This is a genomic window from Altibacter sp. HG106 (assembly GCF_028561755.1).
In the GTDB taxonomy this organism is placed as follows: domain Bacteria; phylum Bacteroidota; class Bacteroidia; order Flavobacteriales; family Flavobacteriaceae; genus DFVG01.
Map to the genome: position 1 here is coordinate 117,152 of NZ_JAQQTD010000001.1, position 21,680 is coordinate 138,831.

Genomic DNA, 21,680 nt, shown 5'->3' on the forward strand with positions numbered 1-21,680 from the left:
GGTATTATAACCATTTCTTTCTTTTGAAATACCAGACCAACAGCAGGAACACCAAGATCATAGCCCCCCAAAGGTAAAAGTATCCGTATTTGAGTTGAAGCTCGGGTATGTACTCGAAGTTCATACCGTAGATACCGGCCAAAAAGGTAAGTGGAATAAAGATCGTGGCCATAATGGTTAACACCTTCATCACTTCGTTCATGCGATTGCTAATGGTGGTCATGTACATATCCATCAGTCCCCAGATCATTTCGCGATAGATATCAACACTTTCAGAAACTTGAATGATATGGTCATAGAGGTCGCGAATATAGTTCTGTGTACGCGATTCAATAAGGGCTGTTTCGGTCTTTTCAATGCGATTAATGACTTCACGCAGCGGTACAATCGCTCTGCGAATACGAAGGATTTCCTTTTTCAACTCTTGGATATCCTGCGTAATATCTTCTTCTATTTTATCTTCGAAAAGCTGATCTTCGAGAAATTCTATTTTTTCGCTGAGCGTTTCGATCACACTAAAATAATTATCGACAACCGCATCCAGGATCGCAAACATCAGGTAGTCTGATCCTGCGTTTCGCACACGACCTTTTCCACTTTCAATGCGCTCTCGTAGGGAGTCGAATACATCTCCATCGGCCTCTTGAAAGGTGAGTACATAATCATGCCCCATCACCATGCTCACGTGTTCATTGATCAATTGATTGTCTTCCCCGTAATGCAACATCTTAAAGACGATGAAGAGATACGCTTCAAATTCATCCATTTTAGGACGTTGGTTGGTGGTAACAATATCTTCCTGAATAAGCGGATGCAGTTGATAATGCTCTCCCAGGGTTTCAATATTATGGGTATTGTTGAGACCGTTGACATTGATCCAGGTGACGTGATCGGTACCTTTAAATTGAAAGGCATCTTCGATCTTTTCAGAATGAACTAAATCGTATTGATCTTTTGAATAATCAATGATCTCTAAGGTGGTAACCGCATTCTCTTTCTTCCCGGTATAGGAAACCGTTCCCGGCGCCAAATTTTTGGTAGTTGTCTTTTTTTTACGCTGAAAAGGACGCGTTTTTCTTCTTCGTTTCGCCATATCGCAAATTCTCTCTTCTAAAAATAGTGAATTTTTCTTCGGAAAACTTACCGATGTCTTTCCTGTAAGGTTTTTACAACGTCTTCCAACCGCATTCCTTTGGTTTGCAATAGAATAAGGAAATGAAAAATCAGGTCGGCAGCTTCATTTAAAAAAAGTAAGTCGTTCTCATCTTTGGCTTCTATTACCAATTCTACTGCTTCTTCCCCTACTTTTTGCGCGATTTTGTTGATTCCTTTAGAAAAAAGAGAAGCGACATAAGATGAATCCGTCTTTCCTTCTTGCTTTCGAGAAGCGATCACTTCTTCCAAATCAGTCAAGAAGCCGTACGTTTGTTGATTCTTCTCATTCCAACAGGTATCGCTACCGGTATGACAGACCGGGCCGTTAGGCTGTACTTGAAGCAACAAACTGTCCTGATCGCAATCTAGCTTCATATCCAACAATCGCAAGGTATTTCCACTGGTTTCCCCCTTCGTCCAGAGGCGTTGCCTCGAGCGGCTGTAGAACGTGACCAAACCGGCCTCTTTCGTCTTTACATACGCCGCTTCATTCATATAGCCCAGCATCAGCACCTTTTTTGTGACAGCATCTTGAATAATCGCAGGAATGAGCGCATCCTTTTCCTTCTTAAAATTTAGTTGTTCCATAGTATTTTTTTAACGCCGCATGGGAATACCTTTCGTATGCAGCCTCGTTTTTAGCGTTTGTATATCTATTTCGTTAAAGTGAAAAACACTTGCCGCCAATGCAGCATCCGCCTTGCCCTCGATAAAAACCTTCTCAAAATGGGATACCGTTCCTGCTCCACCTGAAGCGATAATTGGAACGTTCACCGTTTCCGAAAGTGTCGCCAAGGCTTCATTGGCAAAACCATTTTTAGTACCGTCGTGATCCATAGATGTAAAAAGCAATTCTCCGGCGCCTCGTTGTTCTGCTTCTTTCGCCCAGGTTAGTAACTCATTTGAAGTAGGTTGCTTCCCTCCTACCAAATGCACGGTCCAGCGATCGTTCAACAACCTGGCATCAATGGCCACTACCACACATTGATTTCCGAAGGCAGAAGCGAGTTCGTTGATCAGTTCTGGCCTACGAACCGCAGCTGAATTGATCGCAACCTTGTCTGCGCCGTGCTTCAGCAATTGATACGCGTCTTCCACGCTAGAAACCCCGCCTCCTACCGTAAACGGAATGTTGATAGCGGCTGCCACCCGTTCCACCAAGGATGCTAAAGTCTTTCGTTTTTCTTCCGTAGCCGAAATATCCAGAAAGACCAATTCGTCTGCCCCCGTCGCGGCATATCGAGCAGCCAATTCCACAGGATCTCCAGCAGCGCGTAATTCTTGAAACTTTACGCCTTTAACGGTTTTTCCATCTTTGATGTCCAAACACGGAATAATTCTTTTAGTTAACATCTGTATTCCATTTTTCTACTTCTGAAAGCGTTATACTGCCCTCATAAATCGCTTTTCCTACAATGGCCGCACTACACCCAATTTGCTGTAAAAGCCTAAGGTCTGTTAGCGAGGACACGCCCCCTGAAGCGGTGAGCTGAATTTCCGGCAAGGCGCTACTAAGTTTTTCATACAATAGCCTTGCCGGTCCTTGAAGCATGCCGTCTTTGGAAATGTCGGTACAAATCACATGCTGAATTCCATGTTGTACGTACAATTCTACAAAGGCTACCACCTCTAAGGACGTAGTCTCTTGCCAACCGGAAACCGCTATATTTCCATTTTTTACATCAGCTCCCAAAATAATTCGTTCTGCTCCATAACGCCGGATCCATTCCTTCACTTTTTCCGGCTTACTGACTGCAATACTTCCGGCGGTAATTTGTTGCGCACCACAATCAAAAGCCATTGTAATATCGGTATCTGATTTCACCCCTCCTCCAAAATCGATTTGCAGTTGGGTGTGTTTGGCAATAGATTCTAGCACTTTGTGGTTCACAATATGCTTGGCCTTGGCCCCGTCTAAGTCCACCAAATGCAGTCGGGTACAGCCGGCGTCCTCAAAACATTTGGCCATTTCTGTAGGATCCTCCGCATACAGGGTTTTCTTTGAAAAATCCCCTTGCGTTAATCGTACACATTTCCCATCAATAATGTCCATGGCGGGTATAATGATCATAAGGCTAAAAAGTTTTGTAATAGGGTGGCACCCACCTCACCACTTTTCTCGGGGTGAAACTGAACGCCATAAAAATTGTCTTTATTTAGTGCCGCGCTATACGGCGCACCATAGGTTGTGGTGGCAATGGTATCTAGTTGTTGAGGAACATAATAACTGTGAACCATGTAAATGTAAGCACCCTCTTCTATCCCAGAAAATAGGGGCGATCGCATGTTGGTAAGTTGATTCCATCCCATATGAGGAATTTTCACAAGAGCAGGAAAGCGAACCACTGATTCCTCAAAAATACCAAGGCCGTTTGTGTCATTTTCTTCGGAAAACCGACACATTAGTTGCATTCCCAAACAAATTCCTAAAACCGGTTGTTTCAGTTTCGGAATGACGATATCCAGACCAGAAGATCGTAATTGTTCCATGGCCTTTCCAGCCGCACCCACTCCCGGAAAGATTACATGCGTCGCGTTTATAATTTCCGAAGTGTTGTTGCTTACTACGGAAGCAACATCCAATCGCTCCAATGCAAATTGCAAGCTCTTGATATTTCCAGCACCATAATCGATAATTGCTACTTTTTTCATAACACCCCTTTTGTTGTAGGCAGTTGTTTCGAGCTAAGATCACGTGCAATCGCTCCTTTCACCGCTCTGGCAAACGCTTTAAAAATAGCTTCAATCTTATGGTGTTCGTTTGTGCCTTCGGCTTTAATATTCAAGTTACACTGAGCAGCATCCGAAAAAGACTTGAAGAAATGCATGAACATTTCCGTAGGCATCTTCCCAATCATTTCACGGTTAAATTCTGCCTCCCAAACCAACCAGTTTCTACCCCCAAAGTCAATAGCCACCTGCGCCAAACAATCGTCCATAGGCAGGCAAAAGCCATATCGCGACAATCCCTGTTTGTTTCCGAGGGCCTGCTTGAAAGCAGCTCCTAACGCAAGCGCAGTATCTTCGATGGTGTGATGCTCGTCTACTTCTAAGTCGCCTTGAACCTCAAGTTTCAAATCCATAGTTCCATGCCGCGCCAGTTGATCGAGCATATGATCAAAAAAAGCGATGCCTGTGGAAATAGCACTTTGCCCGGTACCGTCCAGATTCAAGGTCGCCGAAATTTTCGTCTCTTTCGTATTTCGAGTAATCGTTGCGATTCTGTCGCTGGACATGAGCAAGGTATAAATGTCATCCCAATTTGACGTACGTAAGGCTATGGTCGCTTCTAAATCGGTTTCTGACGGAACTTCTTCAGCTCCCATGTCTGGGTGATCATCGATAAAAATAGCGCGAGCGCCTAAGTTTTTGGCTAGCGCCACATCGGTAAGTCGGTCTCCAATTACAAAACTATGTTCCAAATCATAGGCGTCAGAAAAATAGTGTTGCAATAAGGCTGTACCAGGCTTTCTAGTAGGCTGTTGGTCCTCAGCGAAGGTGCGATCAATCACAATATTATCGAAAATAACGCCTTCGTTTTCAAACGTAGAAACAATGAAATTATGCGTCGGCCAAAAGGTATCTTCCGGAAAAGCCTCGGTTCCTAACCCATCCTGATTCGTAACCATCACCAATTCGTAAGCGCCGTTAGCAGCGATCTTTGAAAGATTGTAGAGGGCTCTTGGATAAAATTCAAGTTTTTCCAAAGAATCCAACTGCTCGTCTTCCGGTTCCCGTACTAGCGTGCCATCGCGATCGATAAATAATACTTTTCTTTTCATAGCGTCACTTGTTTTAAAGCGGAAATCAATTGTTCGTTTTCTTCGGAAGTTCCTACGGTAATTCGCAAACATTCCTCGCAGTGAGGCAGGGAACTTCTGTTTCGAACCACGATGCCCATGGTGATCAATGCGTTGTATACCGCCGAAGCATCGGTAACCCGAACCAATAAAAAGTTCGCTTCCGAAGGAAACACTTTAGTTACATAAGAGATGCTGGCAAGGGCTTTTGCTAATTGCGCTCGTTCATTTTTTAGCGTAACGATAGCGGTATTTATTTCCCCTATGTTTTTGAGCTGTTTCTTTGCGAATTCTTGCGTGAGCGTATTCACGTTGTACGGCAATTTTATTTTGGTAAGCCACAGGATTACCTTCGGGTTGGCAATAGCCATTCCCAACCGAATTCCCGCCATGCCATAGGCCTTCGAAAAGGTTTGTAAGACCACCAAATTAGGATAGGTATCAAGCTGTCGTGCCCAACTTTCCGAATTCGAAAAATCAATATAGGCCTCATCAATTACTACCATCCCATTAAAATGTGACAAGAGTGCTTTGATGCGATCGGCGTCGATCAAATTTCCCGATGGATTGTTGGGGGAGCACACAAACAGCATTTTGGTATTGCGATCTACCGTCTGGAGGATCTCATCTACATCTGGTTGAAAATCTGCGGAAAGCGTTAATTCAATATTCCTCACACGATGTTGCTGGGCAAGCACACCGTACATGCCATAGGTTGGCGCTAGGGTAATAATGGCATCGCCCGGCTCGCAAAACACCCGAAACAGCAAGTCTAACACTTCGTCGCTGCCATTTCCCAAAAGAAGTTGGTCGGGGCTCAGGCCTTTTAGATGAGCTATTTGTTTCCGCAATGCCGTCTGATACGGATCGGGATATCGATTCACCAGTGTGGGTATGGGATGTTCATTGGCATCTAAGAAGGTATAGGAGCCTTCGTCCACCGCAAATTCATCTCGAGCCGACTGATAGGGCTCCAGTTCTAAAATCCCTGACGCAACAAGCGCACTGATGTCTTTTCTATTTTTTATCATTTCTCAATCGTATTTCGATGGCACGTTGGTGTGCAGTGAGTCCTTCAGCAGCAGCCATGCAGGCCACATGAGGGCCTAAAGCCAACAACCCCTCTTTGGTAATTTCCTGAAAAGTAATACTCTTTAAAAAGCTGTCTAGTGATACCCCACTATACTGCCGTGCAAATCCGTAGGTTGGCAAGGTATGATTGGTGCCGGAAGCGTAATCGCCTGCGCTTTCGGGAGTATAATTGCCTAAAAATACGGAGCCGGCATGCTGTACTTCTGAAGCCACTGTACGCGCATCCCGGACGGCCAAGATCAAATGTTCGGGGGCATACATATTTATCACGGAAAGCGCTTCCGTATTATTTGCTACCAGAATCGCTTTGGAATGTTGCAAGGCTTTTGTTGCGACCTCCTTTCTGGGCAGCTGTTCCACTTGTGCTGCAACCTCTAATTGAACCTGATCAAGCAATTTTTCCGAAGTACTAACCAAGATCACCTGACTATCGGCCCCGTGTTCGGCTTGACTCAATAGATCGGCTGCAACGTATTCCGGAATCGCCGTATCATCCGCAAATACCAATACTTCCGAAGGGCCGGCCGGCATATCAATCGCCACACCGTAGCGTGTAGCGACCTGCTTCGCCGCTGTTACATAACTGTTGCCGGGACCGAAGATTTTATCGACTTTAGGAAGTTGTGCGGTACCTAAGGTTAACGCGGCAATCGCTTGTATTCCGCCAACCGAAAATATCTCAGTGACACCACACAAATTGGCGGCATACAAAATTTCGGGCGCTATGGTACCCTTACTCGATGGTGGAGAGCACAAAACGATCCTTTTACAACCCGCCAATTGTGCCGGGATGGCTAGCATGAACACGGTGGAAAATAAAGGCGCTGAGCCTCCGGGAATGTAGATACCTACTGCTTCTATGGGCCGCTTCTCCTGCCAGCAAAGTACTCCCGCCTGTGTTTCTACCCTCAGCGTTTCGGTTTGCTGTGCCTCGTGAAAGGTTGAAATGTTTTGGTACGCAACCTGCATGGCCTTTCTTAACACTTCCGGCACCCCGGAAGTCGCTTTTTCAATCGCTTCCTTAGAAACGCGCATGCCATCTAGAGTAACGCCATCAAACAAGGCCGTATACTTCTGAACCGCTTGATCTCCGTTTCGCTGTACTTCTGAAAAAATACTTTCGGCCGTATTTCGCAATTGCTCTGAATCTCGCCCTGGCCGTTGCAAGAGGGTCGAATACTCGGTGGGATTCGGGTACTTATATTGTTTCATAATTATATTTTAAACGACCATTTTTTCAATAGGACACACCAATATTCCTTCGGCTCCGGCGGCTTTTAGGGCCTCAATCTTTTCCCAAAACTCGTCTTGGGGAACCACTGAATGAATGCTACTCCAGCCTTTTTCAGCTAATGGTAGTACTGTCGGACTCTTCATCCCGGGTAATATTTCAATGATCTGTTCCAGTTGTTCATCTGGAGCATTCAGCAAGACATAACGAGAAGACCTCCCCTTAAGTACCGATTCGATTCTGAATTGCAGATTTTCTAAATAGGCCTTGGCCGCTTCAGGTATTCTCGGAGAAGCCGCAAGCACGGCTTCACTTTGTAGAATGACCTCTACTTCTTTCAGATTGTTTTTGAAGAGTGTGCTCCCGCTGCTCACAATGTCGCAGATGGCATCTGCCAGTCCGATGTTCGGAGCAATCTCGACACTTCCGTTAATAATATGGAGATCGGCTTCGATGCCATGCTCTGATAAGTATTTTTGAAGGGTAACTGGATAGGAAGTGGCAATCCGTTTTCCTGCTAAATCCTGCACCGAATCGTATTCAAAAATTTTCGAAACTGCAATTGAAACGCGACATTTGGAAAATCCTAAGGGCTGCATATGCGTGATGCCATCGCCTTTTTCAACAAGTAGATTTTCGCCTACGATAGCGCAATCAACCACTCCATCTTTAAGATATTGAGGAATATCTCCGTTTCGTAAATAATAGATTTCCAGCGGAAAATTTTTGGCAGGCGCTTTCAATTGATCTTTTCCGTTGTCAATTGAAATACCACAATCCTTCAGTAGTCTAAGGGATTCATCGTGAAGTCTCCCTGATTTTTGAACTGCAATTTTTAGTTTCATAGCTCACATTGGTTAATAAAAAAACCCGTTTAAGCATCGCTCAAACGGGTTTCAGTTTATGGTTTCAAGAACACACTACTAAATCACCTCGCCGGAGCGTGGAGTGAAATAGTATGATGATGTTGCTTGTTGAATGTCATATCTGAGACAAATGTATTAAAATTTGTTCAGCACGGGGTAAAAAACATATTAAATTATTACTAAGGAACCCTCCTATTTTTATAGATTTGATAACGCATTGGCGTACGTTAGAAAACTCAATCGACTGTTTATCATTTATTAATGAAGAATTTCCTCATTGCTTTTTTAGTCTTTTTGGTATGGGCATTTTTTGCGCTGTGGTTGTATTCTTGGGTACAGCCTAAGGCAACCGCATCTTCAGTAGGGAATAAAGAGGTGGTGGAGACTAACCCAATTTCTGAAGAGGAAGAAGTAGTAGACGAAACGGACTCAACCGAAGTGATTCCTGCAGACACTTTTCAATTAGACGGACTCAAGGCGCTTAATTTGGAAGGAGACATCATTTTCTTATACCCGGAAACCATATCGATTAAGAAAAATTCGGCTGAATTAGACATTCCGAAGAGTTTATTAGACTATAAATATAAATTGAACACCTACGCGCTTCAACATCCCGATCAAGAACTTCATGTACTGTCGAAATACAGCGCCAGTGAACAAATTGAGAATCCCAATTACGGTATTCAGCGAGGCAATATCATAAAAAATGAACTTATTGAAACGGGCATCCCGCACGCCCGAATCGTGGTAAGATCTATTATTTCGGATATTTCTTTTTCGGAAAGAGACATGGCCAGAAACGGTATTTCGTTCTCTTTTAGACCTTTGGACTCGGTTCGGTACAATAAAGCGCAGCAACAGTATTACGGAGCTTCCCTTACAATTTATCCAAGATTCTCCATGAGTGGGGTGTTGGAGAATGCCGACTTGAAAAAGTTTGGGGAAGATGCCAAAATCATACTGGAAAACCATCCGGAACTTCAACTCAAAATCATTGGACACACCGATAACGTTGGCAATGCTGTCGATAATTATCAGTCCGGTTTGAAAGATGCAAGAGAGGTGCGTTGGTACCTAGTAAATAAAGCGCAAATAGATAGAAAAAAAATAGTAGCTTTGTCAGAAGGTGAGTCAAACCCGCTCACCACAAACAAAACCGAAGAGGGTAGAATACAAAACCGACGTATTGAGGCGGTATTCGAAGTAACCAATGAATAATATTTCTGAACGTATCGAACAGTTTAGCGCGCACTGGGAAATTTTTCTTCTCATGCTCAGTGCCTTTCTTATCGGATACTTTTTCGCCTGGTGGACGCAAAAATCTAAATTCGGGACGCTTACCAAACGACTCAAGGAGGAAGTGAACCAACTTCAAATTGAAAAACAAAAAATCAATAATATTGACACGATTTTTTCTGAGATAAGGCCAAAAATTGTAAAGGTGGTAAAGGAAACTCAGGAGGAAATTAACGTGTCTAAGCCAGCCCCGAAAATAGCTGCCTCCCCCGATCAAGTGGCGGCGAAAGCAAAAACGAGTTTCGTCACCTACGCTAAGAGCAAGCCCGAATTGAATTTTGATAATTTTGGATACGCAGATGCAGACGCCAAAGATGATCTCACTAAAATTAACGGGATTGGCCCTTACATTGAGCTGAAACTAAACGAGATTGGTATTTTCAATTTCGATCAAATTAGTCGGTTTGACGATAGCGATATTCGCACGATTACCGAGTTGATCGACTTCTTTCCCGGAAGGATTGATCGCGACAATTGGGTAGGGCAAGCCAAGGCGCTAAAAGTCTACTAATATGGAATTATCCACTCTCGATTGGATGCTCATCCTATCGTTTTTTGTGATCTTCTTGATTATCGGTATTTGGGTCGCAAAGCGCTCCGGAAAAAATACGCAAGAGTTCTTTTTGTCGGGTCGAAATATGCCATGGTGGTTATTGGGGATTTCCATGGTAGCAACCACGTTTTCCGCAGACACCCCGAACCTGGTTACGGATATCGTTCGGCAAAACGGAATTTCTGGAAACTGGGTGTGGTGGACCTTCTTGGTCACCGGAATGCTTACGGTTTTCGTTTACGCGAAATTGTGGCGACGCAGTCAGGTGCTTACCGATCTTCAATTTTATGAAATGCGCTATAGCGGAAAAGAAGCGGCCTTCCTTCGAGGATTTCGCGCGTTGTATCTTGGTGTTTTCTTCAATGTTATGATCATGGCTTCTGTCTGTTTGGCGGCCATAAAAATAGGAGGAATTTTATTTGATTTGGCGCCATGGGAATGCGTATTATACGCCTCCCTCGTAACGGTAGCATACAGCTCTATTGGCGGACTCCGCGGAGTGATTCTAACCGATTTTCTGCAGTTTTTGGTAGCGATGGTAGGTTCTATTTGGGCGGCCATTTACATTATCAATCTTCCGGAAGTAGGTGGCTTATCTAAGTTGCTCACCCATCCCAACGTGTCAGACAAACTTTCATTCTTACCAGACTTTAACGATACAGAGTCGCTGTTGGTATTGCTTATCATCCCGCTGGCCGTACAATGGTGGAGCGTTTGGTATCCCGGTGCTGAACCAGGAGGAGGTGGATACATCGCTCAGCGCATGCTTTCCGCAAAAAACGAAAAAAACGCAATTGGCGCAACACTGTTATTTAATATTGCCCATTATGCTCTACGGCCCTGGCCCTGGATCCTTATTGCCCTGGCCTCCTTAGTGTTGTATCCACAACTTAGTGATATAGGCGCTGAATTTCCCAACGCGGTTCTAGGACATGATTTAGGATATCCGGCTATGTTATCCCGACTTCCTTCGGGTCTCCTGGGAATTGTGGTGGCTTCTTTGATCGCTGCCTTTATGAGTACGATCTCTACGCACCTCAATTGGGGGTCATCGTACGTATCTCTTGATTTTTATAAACGATTCGTAAAACCGGAAGCCTCCGAGCGAGAGTTAGTGACCATCGGTCGATTGACCACAGTAGTGCTTATGATTATTGCAGCGCTTTTGGCCCTACTGCTGAGCAGCGCCTTGAGCACCTTCAACATCTTATTACAAATTGGAGCCGGAACGGGCCTCATTTTTATCCTACGCTGGTTTTGGTGGCGCATCAATGCCTACAGTGAGATTACCGGCATGATCGTTTCATTTTTAGTAGCGGTTGCCTTCGAGGTGTTTGATACAGGGCTGGCGGACCATGAAAAATTGGTCTTAGGGGTAGCGATAACAACCGTTAGCTGGATTGTGGTGACCTTTTTGACGCGCCCTACAAAGGCAACGACCTTAGCCTCTTTTTACAACGCCGTGACGCCTTATGGAATGGGTTGGAGTCGATTTAAGGAGCGGGCAGCAAAGCAAGGAATGGAACTTAAACAAAGTCACGATCGGTTTACCATCGACCTCGCCTCCATGCTCTTAGGGATCCTCTTTGTGTATACGGCACTCTTCGGAACAGGTTATGTGATCTACGGCAATTATTTAGGAGCTGCCATTCTCTGGGGAATAGCGATGGTAGCAGCCTTTTTGATTTTCACTCTTTGGAATAAAAAATAAACCGCTCCTTCATGGAAGGAACGGTTCTCTTAGCGTTCGCGAAGCGAATCCTTAATTATTCCCAAGAATCAAGGGAAGACCGTCATCTCCAGAACCCACTACCACTATTTTTGAGTTGGGTGATTTTGCTAATTCCAGCGTGGCTTCTATCCCTTTGTCCTGTAAAATTTTGTCGGTCAAAGATGCACTTAAAATTCGGTTGGCTTCCGCTTTACCCTGCGCTTCAATCTTAACCTTTTCAGCTTCCTTTTCAGCCGTTACGAGTCTAAATTCATACTCTAACGACTCCTGCTCCTGCTTCAACTTTCGTTCGATAGCGTCTTTAATGGTCTTCGGAAGCGTAACATCACGCACCAAGACTTCATTCAACTGTACAAATTGATTATCGAGAATTTTTTTTGTTTCGGCATAGATTTCATCCTGAATAACATCACGCTTGCTGCTGTACAATTGTTCTGGCGTATAGCGTCCTACCACGCTTCTGGCGGCACTTCTAATGGCGGGTTGAATTACCCGTTGCAAATAGCTTTCTCCCAACGTTTGGTGCAATCTTCCTAAATCTCCATATACCGGCTGAAACCAGGCAGAAGCGTCAATCTTAATTTCCAAACCATTGGAGGAAAGCACTTTCATTTGCTCGTAAAGCTCTTGTTGTCGCACCTCATAGACAATCACATCGTTCCAGGGCGCGATCAAATGAAACCCTTCTCCTAATGGGGGCTCGTCTGTCACTACACCACCACCAAAGGTTTTATACAGCACTCCCGCTTCACCAGAACCAATGGTAACAGCCGATTTAGCAAATGCAATAATCACCAAAATAGCGATGATGATAATAGGTATTCCAACTTTAGGTAATCGTTCCATAATATACTTTCAATTTTTATGTGAGTCCGTTGTACTTTCTAATAAACCATTCGGCACTAAGCGTCAATGCAATAATTAGTAGTAAATAGTACCAATCAATTAAAGGTACGGTTTTTTCGATGCTTTTCTGAATGGTTCGATATCTTTTATCCGCTAATAAATTATCTATGAGCCTGTTATACTCTGAAGCATAAAAAGATACGCCACCCGTATGGGTCGCCAAGCGCTGTAGTTTCGTTACATTGGCATTACCAAATTGTTGTTCCACTTGGAAGTCGATAATGGTAAATCGACCGCTTCTAGCAATGTTCTCCCCTTGTACCTGCACCGTATAATCATACGTTCCAGGCGCAAGGCTGTTCAAATCAACCACATAATAATTGTTGGTTAGCAACATCGGGAATGTCGTTACGCGGTTGGTTGCTTCATGGGTTACTGAAATTTGAAGGGATGCCTGCCCGTCAAACTGATAGGTATTGTCAAAGTACTGCGCAGTAAGTTGAATACGCTGATTGCTGTAATAAAAACTTTCATGAGACACTTCCAGTCTGCTTCGTCGGTTATTGGAAGCGAGGTACTGAATCATCTGCCCCATGAAGGTATCGAAAGGCTGAAACGAATCTGAATTCAAATAAGATTGTGCCCTCCATCGCCAAAAGCCTTCGCCGTCCCATAGCGCTCCTCTCCTACCGTTATCATCCCAGGTTGACAACATCGCACTGCCGGTATCAAAACCGCTCACCTGTTGTTGTAAGAGCACTTCGTGCGGTATGGTGACAGAGAGTTCTCCGAAGGTGGTTTGCAGGGGCGGGAAGTCTGAGAAACCAAGGTCCTCCACAGTAAAGGTTCCGTAATTTGGATTAAACGAACCACTTACCGTTTCGTCTTGATAGGTAGTTTCTTTCTGAAATTGGGTTTGTGTACGATTTAAAAAATTCCAGTCGGTTTCCGCCCCGGTGAGCGTCCATGTATTCTGTTTGGAGCTTTCTAGCGCTTCATACACCTCCTGAAACCTTCGGTTGGGCTGATACAGGATTACCAATTGATACTCGCCCAGAGTTGCCAGAGCTTCAGACGGACTGGCAAACGTGACACTTCGTTGTTCATTGGACGCAATTGCCTTCCGAAGCGCTCCCAGGTCGGGATGCACCAAGGTGTGGACCACCAGGATATTTGTCGCCTGATCGATGACCTCTACCGCAAATTGCTTTTGATTGTTTACTGTATTCTGTTCATTGGGCAGTGGTGCAATTTGCGCCGTATATGCCTGAATGCCTACGCGGGTTGCGGGAAGTGTAAAAGTAAGGGTCGCTGTATTCTCGGTTTCAGAAAAAGCAATCGAACGTTGAAAAACCACCGCGTTTCCTTGAGATACCGTAAAAGAATTGGTGGTTTGCCCTTCGCCATTATAGGTAATAATGGCTTCTACCGGAAAATCGTTTTTGAGAAAAGCATAGCGATTGCTATTTAATCGTTCGATTCGCAAATCAGCACTCTGAAGGGAATCGCCTAAAATTAAAGGATATACGGGTTGATTTTCTCGTACACTAATAAATTCATAATCGCTTCCCAGCGTTTGGTTTCCGTCGGATAACAGTATCGTGGGCGCGGTTTGATTTCGGAATGTTTCCTGAAGGCTTTCTAAAGCTTTCGTTATTTGGGTGTTCTCTTCGGAAAAAGATAATGAGTCTAGCGGTTCTAACGTATTTCCGAAGCGGTAGTACACCACCTCAAAACGATCGTTAAGCGCCTCATTGCGTTGAAGGTCTTGTACAAGTGTTTCCACCAGGGAGTCGTTTTCCAGATAGGCTACCGAAGAAGAATTATCTAGTAAAACCGGCAGTTTAGGCTTCTCCAGCCGAAGCTCGGTATTTTTGAAGCTGGGGTTTATAAGTAGTAAGAAAAGTGCAAAGAGGGTAAGAAATCGCAATACTCCGAAAGTCCAGGCTAACGAGGACGGGTACTTTGAACGATATCCATACATAAAAAGCGCCAGTGCCATAGAACTTACACCGGCGATCACAATATATAATACCGTCTCTGCTGTCATAGATTATGTGAGCATTCCCCCATCCACATTCAGCACTTGCCCGGTTACATATGAAGAAAGGTCACTTCCTAAGAAAATACAGGCATTCGCGATGTCTTCCGGACTTCCACCGCGTTTAAGCGGAATCGCATCTCGCCAGGATTGTACCGTAGCTTCATCTAATTTTCCTGTCATTTCGGTTTCAATAAAGCCCGGAGCAATAGCGTTGCAGCGAATGTTTCTCGAGCCAAGTTCCAGGGCTACCGATTTCGTAAACCCAATGATACCTGCTTTAGAAGCGGCATAATTAGTCTGTCCGGCATTCCCTTTGACTCCTACTACCGAGCTCATATTAATGATTGAGCCTCCTCGCTGTTTTAACATGGTGCGTTGTACGGCCTTGGTCATATTGAACACCGATTTGAGGTTCACCTCAATCACCTTATCAAAATCTTCTTCCGAAATACGCATTAAGAGATTGTCTTTGGTAATTCCTGCATTGTTGATCAAAATATCGATACGGTCAAAGTCTTTCAATACCTGCTCGATCAATGCTTGCGATTCTTCATAGCTCGCCGCATTGCTTTGATAGGCCTTGGCGGTCACTCCGTTTTTTGAAACCTCAGCAGCCAATGCTTCAGCGGCTTCTGCAGACGAATTATAGGTAAATGCCACATGAGCACCATGGCTCGCAAATGTTTCCACTATGCCTTTCCCAATACCCCGACTTCCACCGGTAATAATAGCAGTTTTTCCTTCTAATAACTTCATTGATACGACTCTTTAAGGTGATACCCAAATATAAAAAAAGCCCTGCGATTTGCAGGGCTTAACTTGTGTTTATTGTTTAGTTCGCCAATACCTCAGCGACTTTTTTGCCAATCTCTGCGGGCGAATCTACCACGTGAATACCACACTCACGCATAATTTTCTTTTTGGCTTGCGCCGTATCGTCGCTTCCTCCTACAATTGCTCCGGCATGCCCCATGGTACGTCCTGCAGGGGCAGTTTCTCCTGCGATAAACCCGATAATTGGTTTGTTGCTTCCGCTCTCTTTATACCATTTTGCGGCGTCGGCTTCCAATTGTCCTCCAATCTCTCCAATCATGACAACCGCTTCAGTTTCCTCATCATTGATTAATAATTCGACCGCTTGTTTCGTGGTGGTTCCAATAATAGGGTCTCCACCAATACCGATCGCCGTAGTAATTCCAAGACCTTGTTTTACAACCTGATCGGCCGCTTCGTACGTAAGCGTACCCGATTTTGATACCACACCTACTTTCCCTTTTTTGAAAACGAAGCCAGGCATAATACCAACTTTAGCTTCTCCCGGAGTGATAACCCCTGGACAATTGGGACCTACTAAACGACATTCCTTGTCTTTGATATAGTCGGCTGCTTTGATCATATCTGCCACGGGAATTCCTTCTGTGATGGTAATGATCACTTTAATACCGGCATGTGCTGCTTCCATGATAGCATCTGCTGCAAAAGCAGGCGGTACGAAAATAATGGATACATCGGCGCCTGTTTCATTGACGGCTTCTTTAACCGTATTAAAGACCGGCTTATCTAAATGAGTTTGACCTCCCTTTCCTGGAGTTACCCCACCAACCACGTTGGTTCCGTATTCGATCATTTGTTCGGCGTGAAATGTTCCTTCGCTACCGGTAAATCCTTGTACTATGATTTTTGAATTTTTATTTACTAAAACACTCATGGAGATGATTACTTTTTTATCTAAAAACTAGTTTTCTTTCGTTCTGAATTGAGGCACAAAATTAACGTATTTCCTTCGTTTTAAAAAGCAATTTACACTTTTACACGATGGTATGATTTGTTGGTATCGTCTTTATCGGTGGCAGGCTGACTAATTTGATAGCCGCGGTATAATTTTCCGTCTTTCACCTCCCAAATCGCGATAAAATGGGCGATCCCCAATTCTTCCTCGGGATTCTCAATAGTTCGAATATAGTATTTATATCGAATGGTAACATGATTTCCATCTTCCAGGACATGACTCACTTCTATCCGAAGGTCGTTATAGGTACGTTTAATCTCAGCAAAAAACTCTGAAATGTCATCGTAATGCATGATGGTGAGTCCATCGGTACTGTTCCAGATCAAAACAAGTTCGGGATGAATGAATGTTTCCAATACCCCGTCATCGGTAACCAAATTGGATTTGTAAAAATTCTTTACGATGTCTTTTGCACTATTACTCATGAAGTTTATCTAATTTTTCTATAATATCTGGTATCAACCGAATCGAGGCGATCTCCTTGTATTTTTTCCGAAAGTCGTCTGCCGGTGTCCCAAAATAGGATTTATGACCCGGAAGCGACTTACTAACGCCACTTTGAGCCGAAATAATAGCCTTTTCACCTATGGTCACACCACTGGTGATACCCACCTGCCCCCAGATGGTCACTTGATCTTCGATCAAAACACAGCCAGCGATACCAACTTGTGAGGCGATTAAACAGCGCTTTCCAATAATGGAATCGTGTCCCACATGTACTTGATTGTCTAGCTTTGAACCTTCTCCAATGATAGTGGATGCTGTTACCCCTCGATCGATGGTACATAGACCGCCAATATCGACATGGTCTTGAACCACTACGTTACCGCCACTTTTAAGTTTGTCGAAACCTTCTGGTCTATTTTTATAATAAAAAGCGTCCGCACCTAAAACGGTTCCGGCATGAATCGTCACATTGTTCCCAATCACCGTATGATCGTATATGGTGACATTCGGATGGATGATGCAATCATCGCCAATGGTAACGTGGTTTCCAATAAAAACATTGGGTTGGATAATGGTATGTTTCCCTATGGTTGCTGTTTCAGCAATCACAGCACGCGCGGGTTCAAACGGTTTGAAATGTTTGGTCAAAACGTTGAAATCTCGAAACGGATCATCCGATATCAGCAAGGCCTTCCCCTTAGGGCAGGCAACTTTCTTATTGATTAAAATAATCGTAGCAGGCGACTCCAGTGCCTTGTCATAATACTTAGGGTGGTCCACAAATACAATATCCCCGGGCTGAACCACATGTATTTCATTCATACCCAAAACAGGGAAATTTGCATCTCCATCGAAGTCGCAATCGAGGATGGCAGCGATTCCTGCCAAGGTTTGTTGTGGATTAAATTTCATCTGAAATTAACTAAGGCTACCAAATATAAAAAATCCCGCTTCAATACAATTGAAAACGGGCATTTTTATACGATGGTTATGCGTCTAACTATTCTTTGATGCGCTCTTGGTATTGACCTTTTTCGGTGTCTACACGAATTTTGTCGCCTTCGTCAATGAACAGCGGCACCTGGATCTCGGCTCCAGTCTCTACGGTGGCCGGTTTGGTGGCGTTGGTTGCTGTATTACCTTTGACTCCGGGTTCTGTGGCGGTAACTTCAAGAATCACGTGAGGAGGCATTTCAACGGAAAGAGGCGCATTGTCTTCCGTGTTAATGATTACCGTTACCACTTCACCTTCTTTCATTAATTCGGGCGTATCTAGCGCTTCCCGAAGCAAGCGGATTTGGGTGTAGTCTTCAGTATTCATAAAGTGATAGAACTCTCCTTCACTGTACAAATATTGGAACTTATGAGTTTCTACCCGCACATCCTCGATCTTGTGTCCGGCTGAAAATGTATTATCAATAACTTTTCCCGTAGTAACACTTTTTAGTTTCGTACGAACGAATGCCGGACCTTTTCCAGGTTTCACGTGTAAAAATTCAATGATTTTATAAATATCGTGGTTGTATCGAATACAAAGTCCTTTTCTAATGTCTGATGTCGTTGCCATTGGCTGTTTATGTTTTTAATTCTGAAAATATCCCTTCATGATTCCACGTTTTGAGTTCTTGATGAACTGCAAAATTTCGTCGCGTTCGGGGGTGGCTTCCATTTCGGCTTCGATAATTTCGGAAGCCTGGGTGTTATTATACGCTTTTTGATAGAGAATTCTATAGATGTTTTGGATTTCCCGAATCTTTTCTGAATCATACCCCCTTCTTCGGAGTCCGATGGAATTAATCCCAACATACGACAAGGGTTCCCGCGCCGCCTTCACATACGGTGGCACATCTTTACGCACCAAAGAACCTCCCGTAACAAAAGCATGGTTTCCAATCATACAGAATTGATGTACTGCCGTCATTCCTGCAAGTACCACATGATCTCCCACGGTAATATGGCCCGCCAAGGTGCTGTTATTTGAAAAAATACAATTGTTCCCTACGATACAATCATGAGCGATGTGGCAATACGCCATGATAAGACAATTATTTCCTACCACGGTCTTTCCACGGTCGATGGTACCTCGGTTGATCGTAACATACTCGCGAATGGTGGTATTATCGCCAATCTCTGCTGTGGTTTCTTCATCTTGGAACTTTAGGTCTTGAGGGATGGCAGAGATTACTGCGCCCGGAAAAATATTGCAATTCTTTCCAATACGCGCTCCTTCCATGATCGTAACATTACTACCAATCCATGTACCCTCACCAATTACCACATTATTATGAATGGTAGTAAAAGGCTCAATTACCACGTTTTTGGCAATTTTGGCTCCGGGATGGACGTAAGCTAAAGGCTGATTCATCTAGTTGTTTTTAGTTTTCACGATTTGCGCCATTAGTTCGGCTTCCGTCACCAATTTATCATTGGCATAGGCATTTCCACTCATATGAACAATACCGCGACGGATAGGTGTGATAAGATCCAACTTAAAAAATAGGGTATCCCCGGGATTTACTTGTTGTTTGAATTTCACATTATTGATTTTCATGAAATACGTTAAATAGTTCTCGGGATCAGGTACCGTGCTTAACGCTAAGATCCCGCCGGTTTGAGCCATGGCTTCAACGATAAGTACTCCCGGCATGACCGGAGCTCCGGGAAAATGCCCAACGAAGAACGGTTCGTTCATGGTGACATTCTTTAATCCCACAACGTGTTCATCAGACAGCTCTAGTATTTTATCTACCAGCAAGAATGGTGGACGGTGCGGAAGCATCGCCATAATTTCATTCACATCCTTCACCGGGGTGGTATTGACGTTAAACTTAGGGATTTTGTTTCGCTTCTCAATCTTGATGAGTTTGGCTAGCTTTTTAGCAAACTGCGTGTTAATGTAATGGCCGGGTTTATTCGCAATCACTTTTCCGCGAATGCGCGTTCCCACTAAGGCCAGGTCCCCTACTACATCGAGCAACTTATGTCGCGCCGCCTCATTGGGATAATGTAAGGTAAGGTTATCGAGGATTCCGTTGGGTTTCACTGAAATCTTATCTTTTTTGAACGCATGCCGCAGTTTTTCCATGGTTTCTGGAGACAACTCTTTATCTACATACACTATGGCATTGTTTAGATCTCCCCCTTTTATGAGTCCGTGTTCCAACAACATTTCAATTTCATGGAGGAAGCTAAACGTTCTCGCGTCGGAAATCTCATCTTTAAACTCGGAGATGTGTTTAAGCGAAGCGTTTTGCGTTCCCAAGACTTTAGTTCCAAAATCGACCATGGTAGTAATCTGGTACTCATCGGCTGGTATAACCGTAATTTCGCTTCCGCTTTCTTCGTCCATAAAAGAAATGACTTCTTCTACCACGTATTCTTCTCTGGGAGCTTCCTGTTCTACGATGCCCGCCTTTTCAATAGCCTCCACAAAATATTTAGAAGAGCCATCCATGATGGGAGGTTCAGAAGCATTTAATTCGATACTACAATTATCCACTTCCATCCCAACCAGGGCAGCGAGTACGTGTTCGGAGGTTTGAATTTTAACCCCTCGTTTTTCGAGATTCGTTCCACGCTGGGTATTTACCACATAATTCGCATCTGCTTCGATGACCGGACTCCCTTCCAAATCAACACGCGTAAACGCGTATCCGTAGTTCTCTGGAGCCGGTTTAAAGGTAATTGTTACCTCTTTCCCCGTGTGCAATCCTACACCGGTAAGAGAGACCTCTTTGCCAATGGTACGTTGTTTCGCCATGCTACAATTAGTCATTATTTTGATTTTTTTCTAACGTATTAAAACGCTCAATAATCTTGGGTAAATTCTTAAAATGGACATAGCTTTTGTTGTAATCTCCGTAATTCAGTGCTGGAGAACCTTGTAAAGTTTCATTATCCTTGACATTGCGGCCTATTCCGCTTTGCGCCTGAATGCGAACATTGTTTCCGATGGTTATGTGTCCTACAATTCCTACCTGTCCGCCGATCATACAGTTGCTTCCTATTTTTGTGGAGCCCGCGATTCCGGTTTGTGCGGCAATAACGGTGTTTTCGCCAATTTCCACATTATGTGCAATCTGAATTTGATTATCTAATTTGACTCCTTTGCGAATCACGGTAGCGCCGAGAGTGGCTCTATCGATGGTGGTTCCAGCCCCAATATCTACATGGTCTTCAATGATAACGTTCCCCGTTTGCGGAACTTTTTTATACTCTCCTTTTTCATTAGGCGTAAAACCAAATCCGTCTGCTCCTACTATGGCGCCGCTATGGATCACACAGTGATTTCCTATAACGGATTCTGAATAAATCTTCGCTCCTGCAAACACAGTAACGTTGTTTCCTAGAGTGACGTTATCGCCAATATACACATTGGGATAGATCTTTACGTTCTCACCGATGGTCACATTCTCTCCTACATAGGAGAACGCGCCAAGGTATAAGGAGCTTTCTTCGTAGGTGGCTGAATCAGAAATAAACACCGGCTGCTCGATGCCGGTTTTATTCATCTTTACCTGATTGTAATATTCCAATAACTGGGAAAAAGCTTTGTACGCATCATCTACGCGTATTAAGGTGGTATTGATATCGTGTTCCGCTTGGAAGTCCTTCCCTACAATGGTTATGGAAGCTTCCGTAGAATAAATATACGAAGTGTATTTAGGGTTGGCTAGAAAGGTGAGACTTCCTTTCGTGCCTTCTTCAATCTTTGAAAGTTGCGACACTTGTACCTCGGAATCACCGTCAACCTCTCCGTTCAAAATTCCCGCTATCTGGGTGGCTGTAAATTTCATCTGTTGTTTTCGGTGTTGCAAATATAAAAAATG

The 21,680-nt window shown here is 44.0% G+C and carries 22 protein-coding genes; 3 read left to right on the forward strand and 19 right to left on the reverse strand.

Going from position 1 to position 21,680, the window contains the following annotated elements; translation table 11 throughout:
- Nucleotides 1-4: 4 nt before the first annotated feature.
- The 9 genes from corA to hisG are packed head-to-tail and all read right to left on the reverse strand — an operon-like array spanning nucleotide 5 to nucleotide 8,123.
- Complete coding sequence (gene corA, locus PO830_RS00565; RefSeq protein ID WP_272851580.1) at nucleotides 5-1,093, reverse strand: magnesium/cobalt transporter CorA; 1,089 nt, start codon at nucleotides 1,091-1,093, stop codon at nucleotides 5-7.
- 47 nt (nucleotides 1,094-1,140) lie between these two features.
- Nucleotides 1,141-1,743 carry a bifunctional phosphoribosyl-AMP cyclohydrolase/phosphoribosyl-ATP diphosphatase HisIE gene (gene hisIE, locus PO830_RS00570; protein WP_272851581.1) on the reverse strand — a complete coding sequence of 201 codons (603 nt, stop codon included), beginning with the start codon at nucleotides 1,741-1,743 and terminating at the stop codon, nucleotides 1,141-1,143.
- 9 nt (nucleotides 1,744-1,752) lie between these two features.
- Nucleotides 1,753-2,508: an imidazole glycerol phosphate synthase subunit HisF gene (hisF, locus tag PO830_RS00575; protein WP_272851582.1), complete on the reverse strand. Its 756-nt coding sequence runs from the start codon at nucleotides 2,506-2,508 to the stop codon at nucleotides 1,753-1,755.
- On the reverse strand, nucleotides 2,498-3,226 hold the full coding sequence (gene hisA / locus PO830_RS00580; RefSeq protein ID WP_272851583.1) for a 1-(5-phosphoribosyl)-5-[(5-phosphoribosylamino)methylideneamino]imidazole-4-carboxamide isomerase: 729 nt from the start codon (nucleotides 3,224-3,226) through the stop codon (nucleotides 2,498-2,500). The genes hisF and hisA overlap by 11 nt, the downstream gene beginning before the upstream one ends.
- Complete coding sequence (gene hisH, locus PO830_RS00585) at nucleotides 3,223-3,807, reverse strand: imidazole glycerol phosphate synthase subunit HisH (protein WP_272851584.1); 585 nt, start codon at nucleotides 3,805-3,807, stop codon at nucleotides 3,223-3,225. The genes hisA and hisH overlap by 4 nt, the downstream gene beginning before the upstream one ends.
- Nucleotides 3,804-4,937, reverse strand: coding sequence for a bifunctional histidinol-phosphatase/imidazoleglycerol-phosphate dehydratase HisB (gene hisB / locus PO830_RS00590; RefSeq protein WP_272851585.1), 1,134 nt, complete (start codon nucleotides 4,935-4,937; stop codon nucleotides 3,804-3,806). Before hisB ends, hisH begins: the two co-directional genes overlap by 4 nt.
- Complete coding sequence (gene hisC / locus PO830_RS00595) at nucleotides 4,934-5,986, reverse strand: histidinol-phosphate transaminase (RefSeq protein WP_272851586.1); 1,053 nt, start codon at nucleotides 5,984-5,986, stop codon at nucleotides 4,934-4,936. The genes hisB and hisC overlap by 4 nt, the downstream gene beginning before the upstream one ends.
- Nucleotides 5,973-7,259: a histidinol dehydrogenase gene (hisD, locus tag PO830_RS00600; protein WP_272851587.1), complete on the reverse strand. Its 1,287-nt coding sequence runs from the start codon at nucleotides 7,257-7,259 to the stop codon at nucleotides 5,973-5,975. The genes hisC and hisD overlap by 14 nt, the downstream gene beginning before the upstream one ends.
- Before the next feature lie 9 nt (nucleotides 7,260-7,268).
- Entirely contained in the window at nucleotides 7,269-8,123 is an 855-nt protein-coding gene (gene hisG, locus PO830_RS00605; RefSeq protein WP_272851588.1) for an ATP phosphoribosyltransferase, read from the reverse strand.
- A 282-nt stretch (nucleotides 8,124-8,405) separates the two neighbouring features.
- Here hisG and PO830_RS00610 point away from each other — a divergent pair, with 282 nt between their 5' ends.
- Genes PO830_RS00610 through PO830_RS00620 form a run of 3 tightly spaced genes read left to right on the forward strand, consistent with a single transcriptional unit; the run spans nucleotide 8,406 to nucleotide 11,704 of the window.
- Nucleotides 8,406-9,362 (forward strand): OmpA family protein, encoded by a 957-nt coding sequence (locus PO830_RS00610; RefSeq protein WP_272851589.1) that lies wholly within the window; start codon nucleotides 8,406-8,408, stop codon nucleotides 9,360-9,362.
- Nucleotides 9,355-9,951 (forward strand): hypothetical protein, encoded by a 597-nt coding sequence (locus PO830_RS00615; RefSeq protein ID WP_272851590.1) that lies wholly within the window; start codon nucleotides 9,355-9,357, stop codon nucleotides 9,949-9,951. The genes PO830_RS00610 and PO830_RS00615 overlap by 8 nt, the downstream gene beginning before the upstream one ends.
- Nucleotide 9,952: 1 nt before the next feature.
- Nucleotides 9,953-11,704 carry a sodium:solute symporter family protein gene (locus PO830_RS00620; protein WP_272851591.1) on the forward strand — a complete coding sequence of 584 codons (1,752 nt, stop codon included), beginning with the start codon at nucleotides 9,953-9,955 and terminating at the stop codon, nucleotides 11,702-11,704.
- 51 nt (nucleotides 11,705-11,755) lie between these two features.
- Here the strand turns inward: PO830_RS00620 and PO830_RS00625 are convergent, their stop codons facing one another.
- The 10 genes from PO830_RS00625 to lpxD all read right to left on the reverse strand — a co-directional run bounded on the left by PO830_RS00625 (nucleotide 11,756) and on the right by lpxD (nucleotide 21,647).
- A complete protein-coding gene (locus PO830_RS00625; RefSeq protein WP_272851592.1) occupies nucleotides 11,756-12,571 on the reverse strand; it encodes a prohibitin family protein in 816 nt (271 codons plus the stop codon).
- A 16-nt stretch (nucleotides 12,572-12,587) separates the two neighbouring features.
- Nucleotides 12,588-14,621: a vWA domain-containing protein gene (locus PO830_RS00630; protein WP_272851593.1), complete on the reverse strand. Its 2,034-nt coding sequence runs from the start codon at nucleotides 14,619-14,621 to the stop codon at nucleotides 12,588-12,590.
- Nucleotides 14,622-14,624: 3 nt separating this feature from the next.
- A complete protein-coding gene (fabG, locus tag PO830_RS00635; protein ID WP_272851594.1) occupies nucleotides 14,625-15,371 on the reverse strand; it encodes a 3-oxoacyl-[acyl-carrier-protein] reductase in 747 nt (248 codons plus the stop codon).
- A 76-nt stretch (nucleotides 15,372-15,447) separates the two neighbouring features.
- The gene (gene sucD, locus PO830_RS00640) at nucleotides 15,448-16,323 is read right to left on the reverse strand and encodes a succinate--CoA ligase subunit alpha (protein ID WP_272851595.1); all 876 of its coding nucleotides are present in this window, start codon (nucleotides 16,321-16,323) and stop codon (nucleotides 15,448-15,450) included.
- A 92-nt stretch (nucleotides 16,324-16,415) separates the two neighbouring features.
- Entirely contained in the window at nucleotides 16,416-16,829 is a 414-nt protein-coding gene (locus tag PO830_RS00645) for a nuclear transport factor 2 family protein (protein WP_272851596.1), read from the reverse strand.
- Nucleotides 16,822-17,763 (reverse strand): UDP-3-O-(3-hydroxymyristoyl)glucosamine N-acyltransferase, encoded by a 942-nt coding sequence (locus PO830_RS00650; protein ID WP_272851597.1) that lies wholly within the window; start codon nucleotides 17,761-17,763, stop codon nucleotides 16,822-16,824. Before PO830_RS00650 ends, PO830_RS00645 begins: the two co-directional genes overlap by 8 nt.
- 88 nt (nucleotides 17,764-17,851) lie before the next feature.
- Entirely contained in the window at nucleotides 17,852-18,418 is a 567-nt protein-coding gene (efp, locus tag PO830_RS00655) for an elongation factor P (RefSeq protein WP_272851598.1), read from the reverse strand.
- A 15-nt stretch (nucleotides 18,419-18,433) separates the two neighbouring features.
- On the reverse strand, nucleotides 18,434-19,216 hold the full coding sequence (lpxA, locus tag PO830_RS00660) for an acyl-ACP--UDP-N-acetylglucosamine O-acyltransferase (RefSeq protein ID WP_272851599.1): 783 nt from the start codon (nucleotides 19,214-19,216) through the stop codon (nucleotides 18,434-18,436).
- Entirely contained in the window at nucleotides 19,217-20,626 is a 1,410-nt protein-coding gene (locus tag PO830_RS00665; protein ID WP_272851600.1) for a bifunctional UDP-3-O-[3-hydroxymyristoyl] N-acetylglucosamine deacetylase/3-hydroxyacyl-ACP dehydratase, read from the reverse strand.
- A complete protein-coding gene (lpxD, locus tag PO830_RS00670) occupies nucleotides 20,619-21,647 on the reverse strand; it encodes a UDP-3-O-(3-hydroxymyristoyl)glucosamine N-acyltransferase (RefSeq protein ID WP_272851601.1) in 1,029 nt (342 codons plus the stop codon). The genes PO830_RS00665 and lpxD overlap by 8 nt, the downstream gene beginning before the upstream one ends.
- Nucleotides 21,648-21,680 lie beyond the last annotated feature (33 nt).

Excerpts from the sequence above, each read along its gene's own strand:
- lpxD (WP_272851601.1), bottom strand. The coding sequence starts at position 21,647 with ATGAAATTTACAGCCACCCAGATAGCGGGAATTTTGAACGGAGAGGTT.
- hisF (WP_272851582.1), bottom strand. The coding sequence starts at position 2,508 with ATGTTAACTAAAAGAATTATTCCGTGTTTGGACATCAAAGATGGAAAA.
- corA (WP_272851580.1), bottom strand. The coding sequence starts at position 1,093 with ATGGCGAAACGAAGAAGAAAAACGCGTCCTTTTCAGCGTAAAAAAAAG.
- hisG (WP_272851588.1), bottom strand. The coding sequence starts at position 8,123 with ATGAAACTAAAAATTGCAGTTCAAAAATCAGGGAGACTTCACGATGAA.
- PO830_RS00630 (WP_272851593.1), bottom strand. The coding sequence starts at position 14,621 with ATGACAGCAGAGACGGTATTATATATTGTGATCGCCGGTGTAAGTTCT.
- hisH (WP_272851584.1), bottom strand. The coding sequence starts at position 3,807 with ATGAAAAAAGTAGCAATTATCGATTATGGTGCTGGAAATATCAAGAGC.
- sucD (WP_272851595.1), bottom strand. The coding sequence starts at position 16,323 with ATGAGTGTTTTAGTAAATAAAAATTCAAAAATCATAGTACAAGGATTT.
- hisIE (WP_272851581.1), bottom strand. The coding sequence starts at position 1,743 with ATGGAACAACTAAATTTTAAGAAGGAAAAGGATGCGCTCATTCCTGCG.
- hisA (WP_272851583.1), bottom strand. The coding sequence starts at position 3,226 with ATGATCATTATACCCGCCATGGACATTATTGATGGGAAATGTGTACGA.
- PO830_RS00610 (WP_272851589.1), top strand. The coding sequence starts at position 8,406 with ATGAAGAATTTCCTCATTGCTTTTTTAGTCTTTTTGGTATGGGCATTT.
- PO830_RS00625 (WP_272851592.1), bottom strand. The coding sequence starts at position 12,571 with ATGGAACGATTACCTAAAGTTGGAATACCTATTATCATCATCGCTATT.
- hisC (WP_272851586.1), bottom strand. The coding sequence starts at position 5,986 with ATGATAAAAAATAGAAAAGACATCAGTGCGCTTGTTGCGTCAGGGATT.
- PO830_RS00650 (WP_272851597.1), bottom strand. The coding sequence starts at position 17,763 with ATGAAATTTAATCCACAACAAACCTTGGCAGGAATCGCTGCCATCCTC.
- fabG (WP_272851594.1), bottom strand. The coding sequence starts at position 15,371 with ATGAAGTTATTAGAAGGAAAAACTGCTATTATTACCGGTGGAAGTCGG.
- hisB (WP_272851585.1), bottom strand. The coding sequence starts at position 4,937 with ATGAAAAGAAAAGTATTATTTATCGATCGCGATGGCACGCTAGTACGG.
- PO830_RS00645 (WP_272851596.1), bottom strand. The coding sequence starts at position 16,829 with ATGAGTAATAGTGCAAAAGACATCGTAAAGAATTTTTACAAATCCAAT.
- PO830_RS00620 (WP_272851591.1), top strand. The coding sequence starts at position 9,953 with ATGGAATTATCCACTCTCGATTGGATGCTCATCCTATCGTTTTTTGTG.
- efp (WP_272851598.1), bottom strand. The coding sequence starts at position 18,418 with ATGGCAACGACATCAGACATTAGAAAAGGACTTTGTATTCGATACAAC.
- hisD (WP_272851587.1), bottom strand. The coding sequence starts at position 7,259 with ATGAAACAATATAAGTACCCGAATCCCACCGAGTATTCGACCCTCTTG.
- lpxA (WP_272851599.1), bottom strand. The coding sequence starts at position 19,216 with ATGAATCAGCCTTTAGCTTACGTCCATCCCGGAGCCAAAATTGCCAAA.
- PO830_RS00615 (WP_272851590.1), top strand. The coding sequence starts at position 9,355 with ATGAATAATATTTCTGAACGTATCGAACAGTTTAGCGCGCACTGGGAA.
- PO830_RS00665 (WP_272851600.1), bottom strand. The coding sequence starts at position 20,626 with ATGACTAATTGTAGCATGGCGAAACAACGTACCATTGGCAAAGAGGTC.